Raw genomic sequence first — 16,804 nt, 5'->3', positions numbered from 1 at the left:
AAAGCCACACACTCTACGCTGATGCGCCATTTGGACGGCGAGCCGCCGCCGTTCCATTTGATTTTCAGGCTGCCTACTGTTTACTAAATGCAGCACAATAAAGGCAGCCTGAAACGCCACCCACCCCAGCCCAAACAACCGCCCCCATTTTACCAAACAAAGGCAGCCTGAAACCCGCGTAAACCAGTTTTCAGGCTGCCTTTTATGCTGCGCGATAAACTTCCATCACGCCTGTGGTGGATTGCCTGCCGCAGGCACGGCAGGCAGCTCGTTCGCGTTTTCAGGCTGCATCTTGTCGGTCGCATTGCCGCCTGAGCCTGTGTTGTCGCCGTTGCCGTTGCCGCTCGGCGTTTCATGCGCGCTGGCCATCACTTCGCGATACCATTTGGGGTGGTGTTTTTTCGCCCAAGTTTGCGTAACCACGCCCTCGGTCATGGCGCGAATCGTGCCGCGTATCCAAATGGCGGCGTACACGTGCACAATAATGCCCGCAATCAGAATCGTCGCCGCCCATGCGTGCAGCAGCAGGGCAAGGCGCACGGTGTTGATGGCAAAATAGCCCGAAAAATACTGCCGCCAAGCGATGATGCCGGTAACGCCGAGCACCAGCATGCAGCCGGTCATCAGCCAAAACATCCCCTTTTGCCCGCCGTTGTATTTGCCTACATCGCCCACTTCATGCCCGTTGAGCACTTGCGGCACCGCCATCATCCATTTGATGTCTTCCTTGTTGATGAAGTTGTGTTTCCAATAGCGCAAAAACTGGCGGAAAAAGCCGAGAAACATCACCACGCCGATAATCGGATGCACCATGCGCGCCAGCTGCGGCGTGCCGAAAACGCCCGTGAGCCAGAAAAACGCGGGGTAGAAAAACGCCAAGCCCGAAATGGCGAGCAACACGAAACAGCCCGCCACCACCCAGTGGTTAAAGCGTTCGGCGCGTTTGTAGCGTTGGATTAAGCGTTCTTTTTTCATTATGCGTCCTCCTCACGTTTCAAGATGTCGCCCTCTTTGCCGATAACTTCGGGGGCTTCTTCTTCGGCTTTGTTGGGGCCCACTGTGATGTAGTGCAGCCAGCCCGTTGCTACGGCGGCGGCGATGCCGAAGGTTGCCAATGGTTTGAGCAAGCCTTTCCACAGCTTAACGGTTGCGCTGATGTGTGGATTTTCAGGCAGCCCTTTATACAAGCTGGGGCGGTCGGCATGGTGCAACACATACATCACATGAGTGCCGCCCACACCTTGCGGGTCGTACAACCCCGCGTTTTTGTAGCCGCGATGGTTCAAATCTTTGATGCGCGCGGCGGCAAGCTGTTTCATGTCTTCCTTGCTGCCAAACTGAATCGCGCCTGTGGGGCAGGTTTTCACGCAAGCGGGCTCTTGCCCCACCGCCACGCGGTCGGAACACAAGGTGCATTTGTAAACCTTGTTTTCCTTTTTATCCATGCGCGGGATGTTGAACGGGCAGCCTGCGATGCAATAGCCGCAGCCAATGCAGTTTTCTTGATGAAAATCCACAATGCCGTTTTCGTATTGAATAATCGCCCCTGGGGATGGGCAGGCTTTCAGGCAACCAGGGTCGGCGCAGTGCATACAGCCGTCTTTGCGGATAAGCCATTCCAATTTGCCGTTTTCCTCGTGTTCGGCAAAGCGCATCACCGTCCACGATTTGGAAGTCAAATCAATCGGGTTGTCGTACACGCCGTGGTTGGTGCCGATTTCATCGCGGATGTCGTTCCACTCGGAGCACGCCATTTGGCAGGCTTTGCAGCCGATGCAGGTGGTTACGTCAATCAGCTTGGCGATTTCAATCGGTTTGCGCACCCCTGGGGGCGGCGTGATTTCTGCCGTGGCGGAACGGCGTTTGATGTCTAATGATTGCAGTGCCATGGTGCCGCTCCTTATGCTTTTTCAATGTTTACCAAGAATGCTTTGTATTCAGGCGTTTGCGTGTTGCAGTCGCCCACAAATGGCGAGAGCGTGTTCACGATAAACTGTTTTTGCCCAGATACGTTTTCCCAACCGCCATGCAACGGAATGCCGATTTGATGTACGGTTTTGCCGTTGATGGTTAAGGGTTTCACACGTTTGGTAACCACAGCACGCACTTTAATCCACGCGCGTTTGCTGCTGATTTTCACCCAATCGCCTTTTTCAATGCCTTTTTCTTTTGCCAATTCTTCGCTGATTTCGCAGAATTGTTCAGGCTGCCCAATCATCAACAATTTCACGGATTTCGTCCAAAATTGGAAATGCTCGGTTAGGCGATAGGTGGTGGCGACATAAGGGAACTCTTCGGCTTTGCCGATGCGGTCTTTGATGCTGTCAAACACGCGCATGGCAGGCGTTTGCACAATTTTGGGGTGCAGGGGGTTGGTGCCGATGGGCGATTCCAATGGCTCGTAATGCTCGGGGAACGGCCCGTCCACCAGTTTACGCGCGGCAAACAAACGCCCCACGCCTTCTTCGTTCATGATAAACGGATTCATGCCGCTATCGGGGGCAGCATCGGCTTTGAAGTCGGAAACGTCTGCGCCTGTCCATTTTGCGCCATCCCATTGGATAAGCTGGCGATGTTCGTCCCACGGCTTGCCGCTGGGGTCGCATGAAGCGCGGTTATACAAAATGCGGCGGTTGGCTGGCCAAGCCCATGCCCATTTGGGCGTGTTGCCCAAGCCGCTGTCGGTGTTATCGCGTCTATCCATTTGGTTGCCCGCTTGCGTCCACGAGCCAGAGAAAATCCATGTGGCGCATTCGGTAGTGCCATCATCGCGCAGTTGGGCAAAGCCATCTAGCAATTCGCCTTTTTTGCGGATAATGTTGCCATCGGCATCTTTTAAATCTGCCAAGGCATAGCCGTTGGATTCTTTTGCCATTTCAACAGGGCTGGGCGCGTGTGCTTTGGCGTATTTCCACGATAGCTTGGTAATCGGCTCGGGGCATTTGCCGCCTTCTTTTTCATACAAGGCTTTGATGCGTTGATACAGCTCGCCTAGGATGTCCAAATCGGGCAGCGATTCGCCTTGCGGGTCGGCGCCGGGGTGGTGCCATTGCAGCCAGCGAGACGAGTTCACAATAGAACCTTCTTCTTCGGCAAAGCAGGGGGTAGGCAGCCTGAAAACTTCTGTGCCGATTTTGCTGGGGTCGGTGGTGTGGGCATCGCCGTGGTTTTCCCAGAATGATGCGGTTTCGGTTTTCAGTGGGTCCATTACCACCATAAATTTGAGCTTGGAGAAGGCTTCGGTTACGCGGCTGGCATCGGGGAACGAGCCTTGCGCGTTAAAGCCTTGCACCAGCAAGCCTTTCATCTTGCCTTGATACATATCTTCGGTAATCTGCAAGATGTCGTACATTTTTTGGTATTTGGGCAGCCAGTCATACGCCCAGTTGTTTTCGGCGGTGGCGTTATCACCATACATCCATTTTAGGAAGCTCACGAAAAATGCGGGCGTGTTTTTCCAATAGTTCAATTGGTTGGGCTGCAAGGCTTTGGGCGTGTTGGCGTTGAGATAATCTTGCAGCGTGGCTTGTTTTTCGCTTGGCAGGTTCAGATAGCCTGGCAGCGAAGTGGACAGCAAGCCCAAATCCGACAAGCCTTGGATGTTGGAGTGTCCGCGCAGGGCATTCACGCCGCCGCCCGACATCCCAATATTGCCCAGCAGAAGCTGAATCATCGCCATGGTGCGGATGTTTTGCGCGCCGTAGGAATGCTGCGTCCAGCCTAGGGCATACAAAATAGTGCCTGCTTTATTGGGCGCGGACATTTCGCCCCACGCTTGGGCAACTTTTAGGAAATCTTCTTTGCTGGTGCCGCAAATGGTGGTCATCATATCCAGCGTGTAGCGGGAATAATGTTTTTTCATCATTTGGAACACGCAGCGCGGATGTTGCAACGTGGGGTCGGTTTGGGCGTAGCCGTTTTCGTCTAGCGCGTAGAACCATGTTTCTTTGTCGTAGAACGTACCGTGGGTGTTTTCAGGCTGCCCATTGGGGTCTTTTGCGCCTGTGAACAAGCCATCGTTAAAATCAAAACCATCTGCCACGATAAACGAAGCATTGGTGTAGTTTTTAACGTATTCCCATTGGATTTTATCGTTTTCAATCAGCCAGTTAATCAGCGCACCCAAAAAGGCGATGTCTGAACCTGCTCTGATGGGTGCGTAAAAATCGGCAACCGATGCGGTGCGGTTAAAACGCGGGTCCACCACAAACAGCTTGGTGCCTTTGCGTTTTTTCGCTTCAATCACCCATTTGAAGCCCACGGGATGCGCTTCGGCGGCGTTGCCCCCCATCACCATAATGAAATCGGCGTTTTGGATGTCCACAAAGGTGTTGGTCATCGCGCCGCGCCCAAAGGTGGATGCCAAGGCAGATACGGTCGGACCGTGGCACACACGCGCTTGGGTGTCCAGCGCAATCAGCCCGAGCGCGCGGGCAAATTTCACGGTGAGAATGCCTGTTTCGTTGGATGATGCCGATGCCGCCAGCATGCCGATGGTTTCTAAGCGGTTTACGGTTACGCCATCAGCGGTTTTTTCTTGGAACGATGCGTCGCGCTCGTTTTTGATGTGGCGGGCGATGCGGTCTAGGGCTTCTTGCCACGAGATGCGTTTCCATTCGTTGCTGAATGGCTCGCGCACTTCGGGATATTGAATGCGGTTGGGGCTGTTGACAAAATCTACCAGCGATGCGCCTTTGGGGCACAGCGAGCCGCGCGACACGGGATGGTCGGGGTCGCCTTCAATGTGAAAGATTTTTCTCTTGGCGTTTTTTGCGCCATCGCCCATGCTGTATAGGATGGTGCCGCAGCCTACGGAACAGTAGGTGCAGTTGTTGCGCGCCTGAGATGCGGCGGTGAGCTTGTATTGACGAACTTCTGCGAACGCATTGGTGGGCAGTAAACCCACGGCGGCAAGGGTGGTTGCGCCTGCGCCCGCAGCAGTTACTTTGAAGAACTGCCGTCTGGTTACGTTCATGGTGTAGTTCCTTGTGTTGGCGGCTTTTTCAGGCTGCCTTTGTGGCGGGTTTATCACTGGGGTTGTTCTTTTGGCTTAGTTGAGCAAACCCCGCTGGTGAAACTCGGCTTATTGGTGTAATTGGATGTTATTTTACTTGAATTGTTGATTTTTGTTAAAAGAATATGTGCGGTTTTTACGCTTATTAACTCTTTGTATTGTGGTGAACTAGTTATTTGGGTGGATAAGCAAGGCAGCCTGAAAACGCACTCAACACGTTTTCAGGCTGCCTCACATGGTTTATCAAACTATTTCCGATGCCCCGTGCTAAACCGTTTTTCCAGCCAAGAGAAGAATGCGGATAAGCAAATCGTCATCGCCAAATACACCAATGCCACGGTGTACAGCGGTTCTTCGTAAATGGAATACCGCCCCGAAATGGTTTTTTGCACATACGCCAACTCGGGCACGGCAATCATCGCCAGCAGCGAGCTGTCTTTCAGCAGCGTGATAAATTCGTTTGCCAAAGGTGGCAGCATACGGCGCAACGCTTGCGGCAGAATAATAAAGCGCATGGCTTGCGGATAAGTGAGCCCCAATGAGCGGGCGGCTTCCATTTGCCCTTTGTCAATGGATTGAATGCCTGCACGGAAGATTTCGGTGATGTATGCGCCTGTGTTAGCCGTTAAAGCCAAGCAGCCCGCAATCCATGCGCCATATTCTCGGCGCAACGCCACCGCTTCTGCCCCGCTCACAATCAAGCCATGCTGCGGATGCACCAACGCCACAAACCACACGAAATACCAAATAAAAATCTGCACATACATCGGTGTGCCGCGGAAAAACGTTATATAAAGCCAAGAAATCGTGCGACAAAGCCACGCAAACGCGCGCATAAACACATTGCCATTTTCAAAGCGCATAATCCGCATCAGCGCGCCAATCGTGCCCAAAATTGTGCCAAATAACGTAGCAATCACCGTAATGACCACGGTGGCCACCGCCCCCGTTAAGAACATATGGCGATATTCGTAAATCACATCGCAGCGAAAATTCAGGTTAGCGCAAATATCTGCAATCATAAAAAACCAGCCAATACAAACAACGTAAAAACGGATGATTTTACCTGAAAACTTGTAAGCAAGCATCCACAAAACCCACCAACTCCCTTACAATTCTTTCTTTTTTTAACCTAAATTAACTATGAACATTTGGTTTGGACAACAACTCCCCGCGCCGCTGCTGCCCAGCGCGGTAACCATTGGCAATTTTGACGGCGTGCACACAGGGCATCGCCACATTTTGCAACGCCTCGCCCGCGAAGCCCAAGCACGCCAGTTGCATAGCGTCGCCATTATTTTTGAACCCCAGCCCAACGAATTTTTTAGCCGCCAAGCCAACCGCCCGCTGCCGCAACGCATCACACCGCTGCGCGACAAAATCCAGCTTTTGCAGCAAACGGGCAGCGTAAACAGCGTGTGGGTGCAACGCTTTAACCCGCAATTTGCCGCGCAAACTGCCGAGCAATTTATCCAAACCATTTTGCGCGCGCAGCTCAACACGCGCTATTTGCTGATTGGCGACGATTTTCGCTTTGGCAAAGGGCGCGGCGGCGATTTCAACCTGCTTGCCGCGCAACGCGATTTTGAAACCGAGCGCACGCCCAGCATTTTGATTGCGGGCGAACGCGCCAGCAGCACCGCCATCCGCCAAGCCTTGCAATTGGGCGATGTTGCCGCCGCCAACCAAATGCTCGGGCATCCTTACACATTAAGCGGCCACGTTAAACACGGCAAAAAGCTGGGGCGCACCATCGGCTGCCCCACCGCCAACGTGCATTTGCCGCTGCACCGCTATCCATTGAGCGGCGTGTTTGTGGTGCGCGCCAAGGGCAGCTTTGGCGAATGCGCAGGCGTGGCATCGTTTGGCACCAACCCCACCGTGTCGCACACGCCCGAAGCCAAGCTGGAAGTGCATCTGTTTGACTTTTCAGGCTGCCTCTACGGCGAGCGCATCCAAGTAACCTTTTTGCATAAACTGCGCGATGAAGCCAAGTTTGACAGTATTGCCGCCTTGCAAACGCAAATTGCGCAGGATATTGAAACGGCGAGGGCGTGGCATCAGGCGCATCGGGATGCAGAGGCAGCCTGAAAATGGGGTTACACGGCTACACATGGTTTCAGGCTGCCTAACCCTGCTTACAATACAGAGGCAGCCTGAAAACAGATTACGCGATGGAACGGCGACGGCTCGTCGCCAAATGGTTAGCTTGCAAGCAAAGGCAGCCTGAAAATGGGTTTGTGCAGCGGTAAGCCGTTTCAGGCTGCCTCATCCTATTTACAGCCAAAGGCAGCCTGAAAATAGGTTTGTGTAGCGTTGCACCGTTTCAGGCTGCCTAACCCTGTTTACAATACAGAGGCAGCCTGAAAACAAAGTTCGTCACGGTGCTGCAACAATGGCGTATCGCCCCATTCCCCCCATCCACCATGCCAGCGCACGGCTTGCCAGCAAGCCGTAAGAAGCGCGGATAAGCGTTTCAGGCTGCCCAACATCTGCGCCCGCGTTCACGCGCCCATCCATTTTCAGGCTGCCCTAGATATACCCATCCGCAGAGGCAGCCTGAAAACACATTTCCCCCCTTCCGCAAACCACCCAAACAAAGCAGCAACGGTGCACCGTTCACATTCCATCCCCGCTTTGTTCAAATTCGTTTGGGCTTCATTGCCATTGCCATTGCAGCCCGCGGTTTTCAGGCTGCCTCATCGCCCCCACCGCCCCCACAATCCAGCGTATAATTTTCCCGTCTCAACCCCGTAAACAAAGGAAATCCCATGTTTTTTGACTCAATCTCCGCCGCCCCCGCCGACCCCATTCTAGGCTTAGGCGAAGCCTTCAAAGCCGAAACCCGTGCCGAAAAAGTCAATCTCGGCATCGGCGTGTACAAAGATGCCAACGGGCAAACCCCCATTCTCCGCGCCGTCAAAGCCGCCGAAACCCGCCTGCTCGCCAGCGAAAACAGCAAAAACTACCTCGGCATCGACGGCGTAGCCGCCTACAACGCCGCCACGCAAGAGCTGCTATTTGGCGCAGACCACGAAATCATCGCCAGCCGCCGCGCCAAAACCGCGCAAAGCCTAGGCGGCACAGGCGCATTGCGCATCGCCGCCGAATTTATCAAACGCCACACCGCCGCGCAAAACGTGTGGATTTCCGCGCCCACATGGCCCAACCACAACGCCATTTTCAAAGCCGTCGGCATCAACATCCGCGATTACCGCTACTACGACCCCGCCGCGCACGGGCTGGATTGGGACGGCATGCTTGCCGATTTGGCGCAAGCGCAGGCGGGCGACGTGGTGCTGCTGCACGGCTGCTGCCACAACCCCACCGGCATCGACCCCACGCCCGAGCAATGGGCGGCGCTGGCGGAAATGTCTGCCAAGCAAGGCTGGCTGCCGCTGTTTGACTTTGCCTATCAAGGCTTTGCCAACGGCTTGGAACAAGATGCCTACGGCTTGCGCGTCTTTTTGCAACACAACCGCGAAGTGCTGATTGCCAGCTCGTATTCCAAAAATTTCGGCATGTATAACGAGCGCGTGGGCGCGTTCACGCTGGTGGCGGACAACGAAGAAACCGCCGCGCGGGCGTTCAGCCAAGTGAAAACCATCATCCGCACGCTGTATTCCAACCCCGCATCGCACGGCGGCACAACCGTAGCCATGGTGTTGCAAGACGCAGAACTCAAAGCGCAATGGATTGCCGAGCTGGACGAAATGCGCGCGCGCATCAAAGCCATGCGGCAAAAATTTGCGGATTTGCTGCAAGAATATGGCGCGAAACAAGATTTCGGCTTTATCGTGCGCCAAAACGGCATGTTCTCGTTCAGTGGCTTGACCGCCGAACAGGTGGACAGATTGCGCGACGAATTCGCCATCTATGCCGTGCGCAGTGGGCGGATTAACGTGGCGGGGATTACCGAGGCGAATATCCGCTATCTGTGCGAGTGTATTGTGAAGGTGTTGTAAAACACGGTTGAGGCAGCCTGAAAGTCGGTTTTAGCTTCGCAGAAGCTCGAAAACTCGCTTTCAGGCTGCCTTATCGTTATCATCAGGCAGCCTGAAATCCCAATCCCAACAGAAAGGAAACCCCATGGGCATCATCGCCAACTACACCGCCTATCCCGCTGACTATATTGATGCCGTTATCCACGACGGCGACGGCGAAAACGACACCGAACTTGCCGAATACGGCTTGGAAAAAGACAGCCTGCTGCTGCACCTTGCCTTAACCGGCGCAGATGATTTCATCGACGGCGACCCGCTCAGCGAAGCCGTTATCGGCAGCGTGCTCTTGGGCGCGGACGATGAAGACGATGCGTTTGACGCGTCCATTTTCGCCACGCCCGCCGCGCAGGTTGCCGAAATCGCCGCCGCGTTAGACCGCGCCGATATAAACGCGCTCATCACGCAACACGCCGCCGCGTTGCAAGGCTACGACCGCCAAGACGATACCGCCGGTCTGCGCGCGCGTTGCCAAGCATGTTTTGCCGAACTGCGCGCGTTTTACCGCGAAGCCGCCGCGTTGGGCGCGGGCGTGATGGTGTCGCGGATGTGATGCAGATACGGTTTCAGGCTGCCTTTGCGATGTGAGGCAGCCTGAAAATAAAACCGTTTGGTGTCGTGCCAAACGGTTTTTTTGCTGAATGGATGGGTTTTCAGGCTGCCTTGAATGCCAAAACCGCTCAGGCAGCCTGAAAACGCCCGCAGCCTGTTTTCAGGCTGCCGCAAGCAAAAAGACCATTTGAATGTTGAGCGTTCAAACGGTCTTTTGCATGGCGCGTGCGGGTTGATGCTTACTGGCGCGTAAACGTGCCGTTGAAGGTAACGGGAATCTGCTCGTTAATCGATGCCAGCCCCATCACTTCCACCAGTTTCGCCACGCCCCCGCTCATGCCCAATTTTTTCGCGTCCACCACAACAGGCTGTGCGGTTGCCACGCTGATGCTGTTGTCGGCGCCGCGTTTGAGCGTCAGCTCGGCTTCAATGTCTTGTTTGCTGCCGTGCAAATCCAGCGTGAGCGGCTGTTTCAGTTGCAGGCTGTCGCCCGTTTTCAGGCTGCCGATGGCGTTCATGTCAATCTTGCCGCTGATTTCGGCTTTGGGAAACTGGGCGACTTCAAATACCCAATCGCGCAGGCGTTCGTCGCGCAGGTCAATATTGGTTTTCACGCTGGCAAGGTCCACGCTCATGCTAAACGCGCCATCGGCAGACAATTGGGCGGCAGATGTGGCAAAAGACGATTCTTCGTCAATGGTTTTGTTTTGCTTGTTGGTTTTGCTGCTGGTGAAGCGCACTTGGTTGTCGTTAGAAACCCAGTTGCCCGCGCCTTGCGTGGCGTTGCCGCTCATGGACGCGCTGCTTGCCGCCATCGGCTGGCTAGTCATGGCAGACGAAGCCGCTGTTTCAGACGCGTTGGCTGCGGGCTGCGGCGGGTTGCAGGCGGCTAGCGCCAGCGTGCACAATAAAGAAAGCGGGAGAAGTTTATGTTTCATAACGAGGTCCTTTGCAGAAATTAAAAACTAAAAACATGCCGCATTGATGCATTTTATAGCGGCAAAACATCTAATTACGACATGAAAATTTTTACACACTATCGGCATAGTTATAGTTTTTATTTTTAAATATCGCGATAGTGATAAACAAAAACTGTTGTCCCGCGCTAAAAACGGCTTATGGTGCAACGCAGAAGATTGCACTATAAGCCGTTTTAGCCATGTGAAAAACCCTATTTTCAGGCTGCCTTTGCCATCCCAAGGCAGCCTGAAAACATATTACCAACCCTGTTGCAGCCATTCCTCCAATTTCAACTGCACCCGCGCGCCCAAGCCGCGTTGCAACAGCGATGCCAAATCGTTGTTTTCGGGCGTGTAGTCCACCAAGTCGGGCGCTTTCACCACATCGCGCGCCACGCTGTAAATATTGCCCAAATCGTCCACCAAGCCTGCTTTTTTCGCCTCGATGCCGGTGAACACGCGCCCGCTAAACAAATCGGGATACGCTTTTTCGTTCAACTTGCCGTTGCGCCCCTCGCGCACCGATTTGATGAATTCGGCGTGCACTTGGTCAAGCATTTGCTGGAAAATCGCTTGCTGCTCGGGCGATTCGGGCGTGAACGGGTCGCCCATGCCTTTGTTGTCGCCCGCAATGCGCACGCGGCGCTTCACGCCGATTTTCTGCATCAGCTCGGTTACGTCAAAACTGCTGCCAATCACGCCGATGCTGCCCATCAGGCTGGACGGGTCGGCGTAAATCTTATCCGCCGCCGCCGCGATGTAGTAGCAGCCCGAAGCGCACACATCCTCCGCCACCACATAAACCGGAATATCCGCGTGTTCGCGTTTCATGCGGCGAATCTCCTCAAACGCGATATTGGACACCACGGGCGAGCCGCCGGGGCTGTTGGCGCGCAGCAAAATCGCTTTCACGTTATTGTTTTTATACGCCGCTTCCATGCCCTCGCGCAGAATCTTCACTTGGTCGTGCTCGTCGTTGCCGCCAATCACGCCTTTCAGGTTCACCACCGCCGTGTGCGGTTTCTGCATATTGGTAAACTTGCCCGCCGACACATTCGGGTGGTTGCCGTTGCCCGTGCGCGAACCCGCCACAATTGCCAAGAAAACCAACACGCCGATGCCGCGCCAAATATTGCGCCACAAACGCGCCCGCCGCTGCTCTTGATACGCGGCAAACAGCACGTCTTTCAACGTGGTTTGCGCCCATTTTTCATCATCAACGGGCAAAGATTGTTCGGGGTTGCGGCGGCGAAAGGGCATGATGCGATTCCTTAAAAAATGAAAAAAACGCTATTGTAATGATGTTTCAGGCTGCCTGCATCAGCCAATCGGCGGGGCAGGGCGGGCGAACCCTGTTTCCGCATCCGCAACAATGCTAGAATGCCCCTCCTTTTGGCAGCCTGAAAACAGGAAACACACATGATAAAACGCTTGGCCGCATGGATTGTGATGCTTGATTTGGCGTGGAATGTCGCGCTCAACGTGAAAAACGCGCTGCTGCCCGCCGCCACGCCCGCGCCCAACGACGGCTTGCCCGTTTCGCCCGAATTCGCGTTTGGCTGGATACAGGTGCTGGTGAACGGCGGCATGGCGCTGCTCGTTATCCTGTCCATTTTGTCGCTGTTCAAAATGCACAGGCTCGGCAGCCACGGCTACCTGCTCGCCCCCACCATCCCGCGCGTGAGCGCCATGCTCGTGGTGCTTGCTTTTTCGCTGCCGTCGGTGTGGCTGTGGGGCTGGGCAATCGCCAACGCGCTGCAAGGCAGGCTCCACATCGCCGCCGACCCGCTGCGCTATCTGATTGTTGCCGCCTGCCAGCCTTTTCTTGTGTTGCTGGCATGGAACGTTTGGCGGCAACAGCGGCGGCTGCGCAAACGGGTTGCCTTTGCCGTGCCGCCGCACAACCGGCAGCCTGAAAACCCCGCCCAAACCATCCTGCACACGGATGGTTAAACGCAAACGAAAAGGCAGCCGAAAACGGTATTTCTCGTTTTCAGACTGCCTTTTTTGTTTTAAAGCGTTAGATTACGCGCCTTTTTTGCCGCTCACATTGGCAATTGCCAAATTGCTGCCGCGTTTCAAAGCCACGCTTTGCACGCCCTCGGGCAGTTTCAAATCAGACAAGTGCAAAATGTCGCCCGCCTCCACGTTTTCGCAGTCCAGCTCAATCGCCGCAGGGATGTTTTTCGGATCAACAATCACATCCACCACGGTTGTCAGCAAAGCCACGCGGCCGCTTTGTAATTTAACCGCTTTGGATTTTTCTGCGTTCACAACGTGAACAGGAATGCGCATGCGCAAAGGCTCGTTTACGTTTACCGCTTGGAAGTCAATGTGTTGCACTTGGCGTTTAACAGGGTGCATTTGGTAATCGCGCACGATGACATCTTGCTCTTTGCCGTTGATGTTCAGTTTCAACAGTTGGGTGAAGAACGATTCTTTTTCCAACGCGTAGAACATTTGTTTGTGGTCCACCGCAATCGCTTGCGCTTCGCCCACGCCGTAAACCACGGCGGGCACCAGACCTTCTTTACGCAGACGGCGGCTCGCACCCGTACCTTGCGTTTCGCGAACAGTTGCTTGAATTTGAATAGACATAGTAAGTCCTTTAAAAATAAAGTTAAAAAGAAAAACCGCTACCGAGCTGCGACCAACTCTGCGGTGGGTTAAACCTACGAACCTGTATTTACTCTTTTCATAGGCATCTTTAATGCCCTAAAAACGTGGCTACTGCGTTAAAAATGCTCGCAAGGTGTGTTCAACCTTGTTGCGCTTTTTGCCTTGTATCCACGCTTTTATGTCATCAAATCTACCTATGCAAATAGTGAATACAGGTTCTGGTTTAACAGATTAAGGCAGCCTGAAAACGGGTTTAGATGCTGTTTTCGCTTGGCTGAAACGCGCCTCACTCGTTTTCAGGCTGCCTCAATAGTTTGCTCAACTGGGTAAAAACAATGACCCCGGTTGAACCAATTCTTCATTAAAGAGATACGAAACCGATTCTTCGTTGCTGATGCGGCGGATAGTTTCCGCCAGCAAGCCTGCGATGCTGACTTGGCGGATTTTGCTGCTCACGCGCGCCGCATCGGAAAGCGGAATGGAGTCGGTTACGACCACTTGGTCGATATCGGACGAGTTTAAACGCTCAATCGCCGCGCCCGAGAACACGGGGTGGGTGGCATAAGCCAGCACGCGCTCCGCGCCGCGTTCTTTGAGCGCGGATGCGGCTTTGCACAAAGTGTTCGCCGTATCAATCATGTCGTCCACCATCAGGCAGGTTTTGCCTGATACATCGCCGATGATGTTCATCACTTCGGCAACATTGGCTTTGGGGCGGCGTTTGTCAATAATCGCCAAATCGCAGTTGAGTATTTTGGCAACGGCGCGCGCCCGCACCACGCCGCCAATATCGGGGCTGACCACAATCAGGTTTTCAAAGTGTTGCTTGGAGGCATCGTGCGTCAAAATGGGGGTGGCGTAGATGTTGTCCACAGGAATATCAAAAAAGCCTTGGATTTGGTCTGCGTGCAAATCAACGGTCAAAACGCGGTCTATGCCTGCGGTGGCGAGCATGTTGGCAACCAATTTGGCGGAAATGGGCACGCGCGCGCTGCGCGGGCGGCGGTCTTGGCGGGCATAGCCGAAATAGGGGATGGCGGCGGTAATCCGCGCGGCGGATGCGCGTTTGAGGGCATCGGCCATGGTGAGAATTTCCATCAGGTTGTCGTTGGTGGGGGCGCAAGTGGGCTGCAAGATAAATACGTCTCGCCCGCGCACGTTTTCCAGCAGCTCAATGGCGATTTCGCCGTCGGAAAATTTGGTTACGGATGCGTTGCCTAGGGGTGTATCCAAGTGTTTGGCGACGCGGTGTGCTAACTCGGGATTCGCGTTGCCTGTGAATACCATTAAACTGTCAAAAGCCATTTCTTCACCTGCGGTTTGGGTTTGGATTGAAGTAGGAAACATGGTGCTTCCTTTTACAGTTGGGCTACTTGCTCAAACGAGCGCGGGTATTATACGTGAATTGGGTTAGGCTTTGTTAGGTTTGTTAATTTTCCGTAAACGCTTTGTTGTTTCAGGCTGCCTTAAAATGGGTTAAGCGCATATAGTTGCCTATACGCGCTTAATTTTGGCTGGGGAGGAAGGATTCGAACCTTCGCATGCTGGAATCAAAATCCAGTGTCTTAACCGCTTGACGACTCCCCAATGGTTTTGTTTTAAATCTAAGGAGATGTTTGGCTGGGGAGGAAGGATTCGAACCTTCGCATGCTGGAATCAAAATCCAGTGTCTTAACCGCTTGACGACTCCCCAACGGTTTTCATTTATGATGAAAAAATGAAAGTGCGGATTATGGTTGTTTTGTGTGGTTTTGTCAAGACGGGGGTGAGATGTTGCGGGTAGGGACTTGTTTATTTTTGGAAATATGTTTTGAGCGGGTGGGCGGGCAGGGGGCTGACGGCCCAGCTTTCCAGATTGGGTGCGAGTTGGCTTCGGATGTATTCGGCGGCTTCCAGGCTGGCGGTGGGCAGGAATAGGCAGGCGCCCGAGCCGGTGAGCTGGGGGGTGCCGTGGGCTTGGAGTTGGCGGTAGGCGGCGGCAACGGCGGGGTAGTTTTGCAGGACGATGTTTTGCATGTCGTTGCGTAGGGGTTGCAGGGCGGCGTAGCTGGGGTTGGGCGTGCCGGGGCTGTTGCGTGGGAGGTCGGGGTGTTGAAAGATTTGGGCGGTAGGGATGTGGACGTTGGGGCGGACGAGGACGTAGTGTTGCTCGGGGATGGCGATGGGTTGCAGTTGCTCACCGATGCCGCATGCGAAGGCGGTTTGCCCGTAAACAAAAAAGGGAACGTCGGCGCCGAGTGGGGTGGCGATTTGGATGAGTTGTTCGGGGCTGAGGTTGAGCTGCCAGAGTTGGTTGAGCACGATGAGTACGGTGGCGGCGTTGGAGCTGCCGCCGCCGAGCCCGCCGCCCATGGGGATGGTTTTGTGCAGCCAGATGTCTGCGCCGAGTGGGGCGGTTTGGGCTTCGCTTGTTTTCAGGCTGCCTTGGACGGCTTGACGCAGGGCTTGGGCGGCGCGGACGGTAAGGTCTTGGGCGGGGGGGACGTTGGGGGGGGGGTGTGGAGGATGATTTGGTGGTCGTGGCGGGGGGCGATGGCGAGGGTGTCGGCAAGGTTGATGAGGGTGAAGAGGCTTTCTATGTCGTGGTAGCCGTCGGGGCGTTGGCGGATGATGCGGAGGTCTAGGTTGAGTTTGGCGGGGGCGGGGTAGTGGGGAGATGGGGGGAGCATGGCGGGCTTTCTGGGTGGGGCAAATAGGCAGCCTGAAACGATGTTCGGCGAAGTGAAAATGGGCGTGCAAACTGGACGGTGCGTGGCAAAACGACACATCCTACGCGGATTGATTCCACGATAAAACCCAAGGGCAGCCTGAAAATGGGTGGACAATGGTTTTCAGGCTGCTTTTGGGATGGGGGATTAGATTTGGCGGGCGGTGCAATGGGCGGGGGTGTCGCTGGTGGGGGCGATGTCGCTGATGACCATGCGGATGGTGAGTTGGTTGTTTTTCAGTTGCAGGGTGCGGGGGCTGCCGTTGGGGTTTGTGGTGCGGCTGATGTTCCAGCCGAGCTGGTTCAGGCTGCCGTCGGCTTCGGTGCTGTGGGGGTGGTTGGGTAGGTAGCCGCCGGTTGCCCATGTGTGCAGGTATTGGATGGGGATTTGGTAGCCGAGCAGTTGTTGGCTCAGTTGCTCGGGGGTGGCGGCTTGGTAGGTCTTGCCGTTGGCGTCGGTGGCGATGACGCCTTGGGGGTCTTGGCAGAGCTGCCCGATGGTGTTGCCCAGCGGGGTGTTGATGTTGATGGTTTCTACGGCGGGGGTGCGCGTCCAGTCGAAGTTGCCGTAGCTGCCTTTGTCGTTTTGTTTGACGCTGAGCCGTCCTGTGGCGGTGAAGGTTTGGGTTTGTTTGGCGGCTTGCCATTGGGAGGGGGGGGTGTGGCTGGGGCAGGCGGTGAGCAGGAGGGCGAGGGCGAGGGGGGCGAGGGTTTTGATGGTGTTTTTCATGGTGGGGTTTTTTGGGATGAGGCAGTCTGAAATTTTTGCAAAACTCCAACGGCAGCCTGAAATCTAGAATGGAACGGCGGCGGCTCGCCGCCAAATGGCTGATTAAGCAGAGCATGACTGACTGGTTTGCCAAGAGATGTCGGCGAGCCGCCGACGCTCCATTGGTTGTAGGTTTTGCAAAGGTTTCAGCCTGAAACGGGGTTTGGCTACGCTGGATTTCGT

General features: G+C 54.7%; 17 protein-coding genes, 2 tRNA genes and 1 pseudogene. 6 read left to right on the top strand and 14 right to left on the bottom strand.

Annotated elements, in window-relative coordinates; all coding sequences use genetic code 11:
• Positions 1-225 precede the first annotated feature (225 nt).
• The 4 genes from JDW22_RS11440 to JDW22_RS11425 all read right to left on the bottom strand — a co-directional run bounded on the left by JDW22_RS11440 (position 226) and on the right by JDW22_RS11425 (position 6,012).
• Positions 226-975 (bottom strand): formate dehydrogenase subunit gamma, encoded by a 750-nt coding sequence (locus tag JDW22_RS11440; protein WP_200523158.1) that lies wholly within the window; start codon positions 973-975, stop codon positions 226-228.
• Positions 975-1,889, bottom strand: a complete 915-nt coding sequence (gene fdxH / locus JDW22_RS11435) for a formate dehydrogenase subunit beta (RefSeq protein ID WP_200523157.1) — start codon at positions 1,887-1,889, stop codon at positions 975-977. Before fdxH ends, JDW22_RS11440 begins: the two co-directional genes overlap by 1 nt.
• 11 nt (positions 1,890-1,900) lie before the next feature.
• A complete protein-coding gene (gene fdnG / locus JDW22_RS11430) occupies positions 1,901-4,975 on the bottom strand; it encodes a formate dehydrogenase-N subunit alpha (protein WP_200523218.1) in 3,075 nt (1,024 codons plus the stop codon).
• Positions 4,976-5,262: 287 nt separating this feature from the next.
• Positions 5,263-6,012, bottom strand: a complete 750-nt coding sequence (locus JDW22_RS11425; RefSeq protein ID WP_200523217.1) for an amino acid ABC transporter permease — start codon at positions 6,010-6,012, stop codon at positions 5,263-5,265.
• Between the two features lie 145 nt (positions 6,013-6,157).
• Here JDW22_RS11425 and ribF point away from each other — a divergent pair, with 145 nt between their 5' ends.
• The gene (gene ribF / locus JDW22_RS11420; protein WP_200523156.1) at positions 6,158-7,105 is read left to right on the top strand and encodes a bifunctional riboflavin kinase/FAD synthetase; all 948 of its coding nucleotides are present in this window, start codon (positions 6,158-6,160) and stop codon (positions 7,103-7,105) included.
• Between the two features lie 288 nt (positions 7,106-7,393).
• Here ribF and JDW22_RS11415 read toward each other — a convergent pair whose 3' ends face one another.
• A complete protein-coding gene (locus JDW22_RS11415; protein ID WP_200523155.1) occupies positions 7,394-7,534 on the bottom strand; it encodes a hypothetical protein in 141 nt (46 codons plus the stop codon).
• A gap of 251 nt (positions 7,535-7,785) precedes the next feature.
• Here JDW22_RS11415 and JDW22_RS11410 point away from each other — a divergent pair, with 251 nt between their 5' ends.
• Together JDW22_RS11410 and JDW22_RS11405 are read left to right on the top strand one after the other, a co-directional pair.
• Complete coding sequence (locus JDW22_RS11410; RefSeq protein ID WP_200523154.1) at positions 7,786-8,979, top strand: amino acid aminotransferase; 1,194 nt, start codon at positions 7,786-7,788, stop codon at positions 8,977-8,979.
• A 124-nt stretch (positions 8,980-9,103) separates the two neighbouring features.
• Entirely contained in the window at positions 9,104-9,568 is a 465-nt protein-coding gene (locus JDW22_RS11405) for a DUF1877 family protein (RefSeq protein ID WP_200523153.1), read from the top strand.
• Here the strand turns inward: JDW22_RS11405 and JDW22_RS11400 are convergent.
• The 3 genes from JDW22_RS11400 to sppA form a co-directional block, all read right to left on the bottom strand.
• Positions 9,517-9,741 carry a hypothetical protein gene (locus tag JDW22_RS11400; RefSeq protein WP_200523152.1) on the bottom strand — a complete coding sequence of 75 codons (225 nt, stop codon included), beginning with the start codon at positions 9,739-9,741 and terminating at the stop codon, positions 9,517-9,519. The two genes, JDW22_RS11405 and JDW22_RS11400, sit on opposite strands and share 52 nt — an antisense overlap.
• Positions 9,742-9,806: 65 nt before the next feature.
• Positions 9,807-10,505, bottom strand: coding sequence for a YceI family protein (locus JDW22_RS11395; protein WP_040558094.1), 699 nt, complete (start codon positions 10,503-10,505; stop codon positions 9,807-9,809).
• A 279-nt stretch (positions 10,506-10,784) separates the two neighbouring features.
• Positions 10,785-11,786 carry a signal peptide peptidase SppA gene (gene sppA / locus JDW22_RS11390; RefSeq protein ID WP_200523151.1) on the bottom strand — a complete coding sequence of 334 codons (1,002 nt, stop codon included), beginning with the start codon at positions 11,784-11,786 and terminating at the stop codon, positions 10,785-10,787.
• 159 nt (positions 11,787-11,945) lie between these two features.
• Between sppA and JDW22_RS11385 the strand changes: the two genes are divergently transcribed.
• The gene (locus tag JDW22_RS11385) at positions 11,946-12,479 is read left to right on the top strand and encodes a hypothetical protein (RefSeq protein WP_003793743.1); all 534 of its coding nucleotides are present in this window, start codon (positions 11,946-11,948) and stop codon (positions 12,477-12,479) included.
• A gap of 72 nt (positions 12,480-12,551) precedes the next feature.
• Here JDW22_RS11385 and JDW22_RS11380 read toward each other — a convergent pair whose 3' ends face one another.
• The 5 genes and pseudogenes from JDW22_RS11380 to ispE all read right to left on the bottom strand — a co-directional run bounded on the left by JDW22_RS11380 (position 12,552) and on the right by ispE (position 15,814).
• Complete coding sequence (locus JDW22_RS11380) at positions 12,552-13,124, bottom strand: 50S ribosomal protein L25/general stress protein Ctc (RefSeq protein ID WP_200523150.1); 573 nt, start codon at positions 13,122-13,124, stop codon at positions 12,552-12,554.
• Between the two features lie 339 nt (positions 13,125-13,463).
• Complete coding sequence (locus JDW22_RS11375; protein WP_200523216.1) at positions 13,464-14,450, bottom strand: ribose-phosphate pyrophosphokinase; 987 nt, start codon at positions 14,448-14,450, stop codon at positions 13,464-13,466.
• Positions 14,451-14,656: 206 nt separating this feature from the next.
• Positions 14,657-14,732 (bottom strand) — tRNA-Gln (locus JDW22_RS11370).
• A 30-nt stretch (positions 14,733-14,762) separates the two neighbouring features.
• Positions 14,763-14,838, bottom strand: a tRNA-Gln gene (locus JDW22_RS11365).
• 98 nt (positions 14,839-14,936) lie between these two features.
• A pseudogene (gene ispE, locus JDW22_RS11360) lies at positions 14,937-15,814 on the bottom strand (4-(cytidine 5'-diphospho)-2-C-methyl-D-erythritol kinase).
• On the opposite strand from ispE, the gene JDW22_RS14020 reads away from it, so the two are divergent.
• On the top strand, positions 15,813-15,938 hold the full coding sequence (locus tag JDW22_RS14020; RefSeq protein ID WP_268884244.1) for a hypothetical protein: 126 nt from the start codon (positions 15,813-15,815) through the stop codon (positions 15,936-15,938). The pseudogene ispE and the gene JDW22_RS14020 sit on opposite strands and share 2 nt — an antisense overlap.
• 62 nt (positions 15,939-16,000) lie before the next feature.
• Here the strand turns inward: JDW22_RS14020 and JDW22_RS11355 are convergent, their stop codons facing one another.
• Positions 16,001-16,582 (bottom strand): outer membrane lipoprotein LolB, encoded by a 582-nt coding sequence (locus tag JDW22_RS11355; protein ID WP_200523149.1) that lies wholly within the window; start codon positions 16,580-16,582, stop codon positions 16,001-16,003.
• 35 nt (positions 16,583-16,617) lie between these two features.
• Here JDW22_RS11355 and JDW22_RS11350 point away from each other — a divergent pair, with 35 nt between their 5' ends.
• Positions 16,618-16,776, top strand: a complete 159-nt coding sequence (locus JDW22_RS11350; RefSeq protein ID WP_003793752.1) for a hypothetical protein — start codon at positions 16,618-16,620, stop codon at positions 16,774-16,776.
• The last annotated feature ends 28 nt before the right edge of the window (positions 16,777-16,804 follow it).

The organism is Kingella bonacorsii (genome assembly GCF_016623605.1).
GTDB lineage: Bacteria > Pseudomonadota > Gammaproteobacteria > Burkholderiales > Neisseriaceae > Kingella_B > Kingella_B oralis.
This window is presented reverse-complemented; position numbering and strand designations above follow the sequence as displayed.

Coding starts and splice junctions, on each gene's coding strand:
- JDW22_RS11440 (WP_200523158.1), bottom strand. CDS start 975: ATGAAAAAAGAACGCTTAATCCAACGCTACAAACGCGCCGAACGCTTT.
- fdxH (WP_200523157.1), bottom strand. CDS start 1,889: ATGGCACTGCAATCATTAGACATCAAACGCCGTTCCGCCACGGCAGAA.
- fdnG (WP_200523218.1), bottom strand. CDS start 4,975: ATGAACGTAACCAGACGGCAGTTCTTCAAAGTAACTGCTGCGGGCGCA.
- ribF (WP_200523156.1), top strand. CDS start 6,158: ATGAACATTTGGTTTGGACAACAACTCCCCGCGCCGCTGCTGCCCAGC.
- JDW22_RS11415 (WP_200523155.1), bottom strand. CDS start 7,534: ATGGATGGGCGCGTGAACGCGGGCGCAGATGTTGGGCAGCCTGAAACG.
- JDW22_RS11410 (WP_200523154.1), top strand. CDS start 7,786: ATGTTTTTTGACTCAATCTCCGCCGCCCCCGCCGACCCCATTCTAGGC.
- JDW22_RS11405 (WP_200523153.1), top strand. CDS start 9,104: ATGGGCATCATCGCCAACTACACCGCCTATCCCGCTGACTATATTGAT.
- JDW22_RS11395 (WP_040558094.1), bottom strand. CDS start 10,505: ATGAAACATAAACTTCTCCCGCTTTCTTTATTGTGCACGCTGGCGCTA.
- sppA (WP_200523151.1), bottom strand. CDS start 11,786: ATGCCCTTTCGCCGCCGCAACCCCGAACAATCTTTGCCCGTTGATGAT.
- JDW22_RS11385 (WP_003793743.1), top strand. CDS start 11,946: ATGATAAAACGCTTGGCCGCATGGATTGTGATGCTTGATTTGGCGTGG.
- JDW22_RS11380 (WP_200523150.1), bottom strand. CDS start 13,124: ATGTCTATTCAAATTCAAGCAACTGTTCGCGAAACGCAAGGTACGGGT.
- JDW22_RS11375 (WP_200523216.1), bottom strand. CDS start 14,450: ATGGCTTTTGACAGTTTAATGGTATTCACAGGCAACGCGAATCCCGAG.
- JDW22_RS14020 (WP_268884244.1), top strand. CDS start 15,813: ATGGCGGGCTTTCTGGGTGGGGCAAATAGGCAGCCTGAAACGATGTTC.
- JDW22_RS11355 (WP_200523149.1), bottom strand. CDS start 16,582: ATGAAAAACACCATCAAAACCCTCGCCCCCCTCGCCCTCGCCCTCCTG.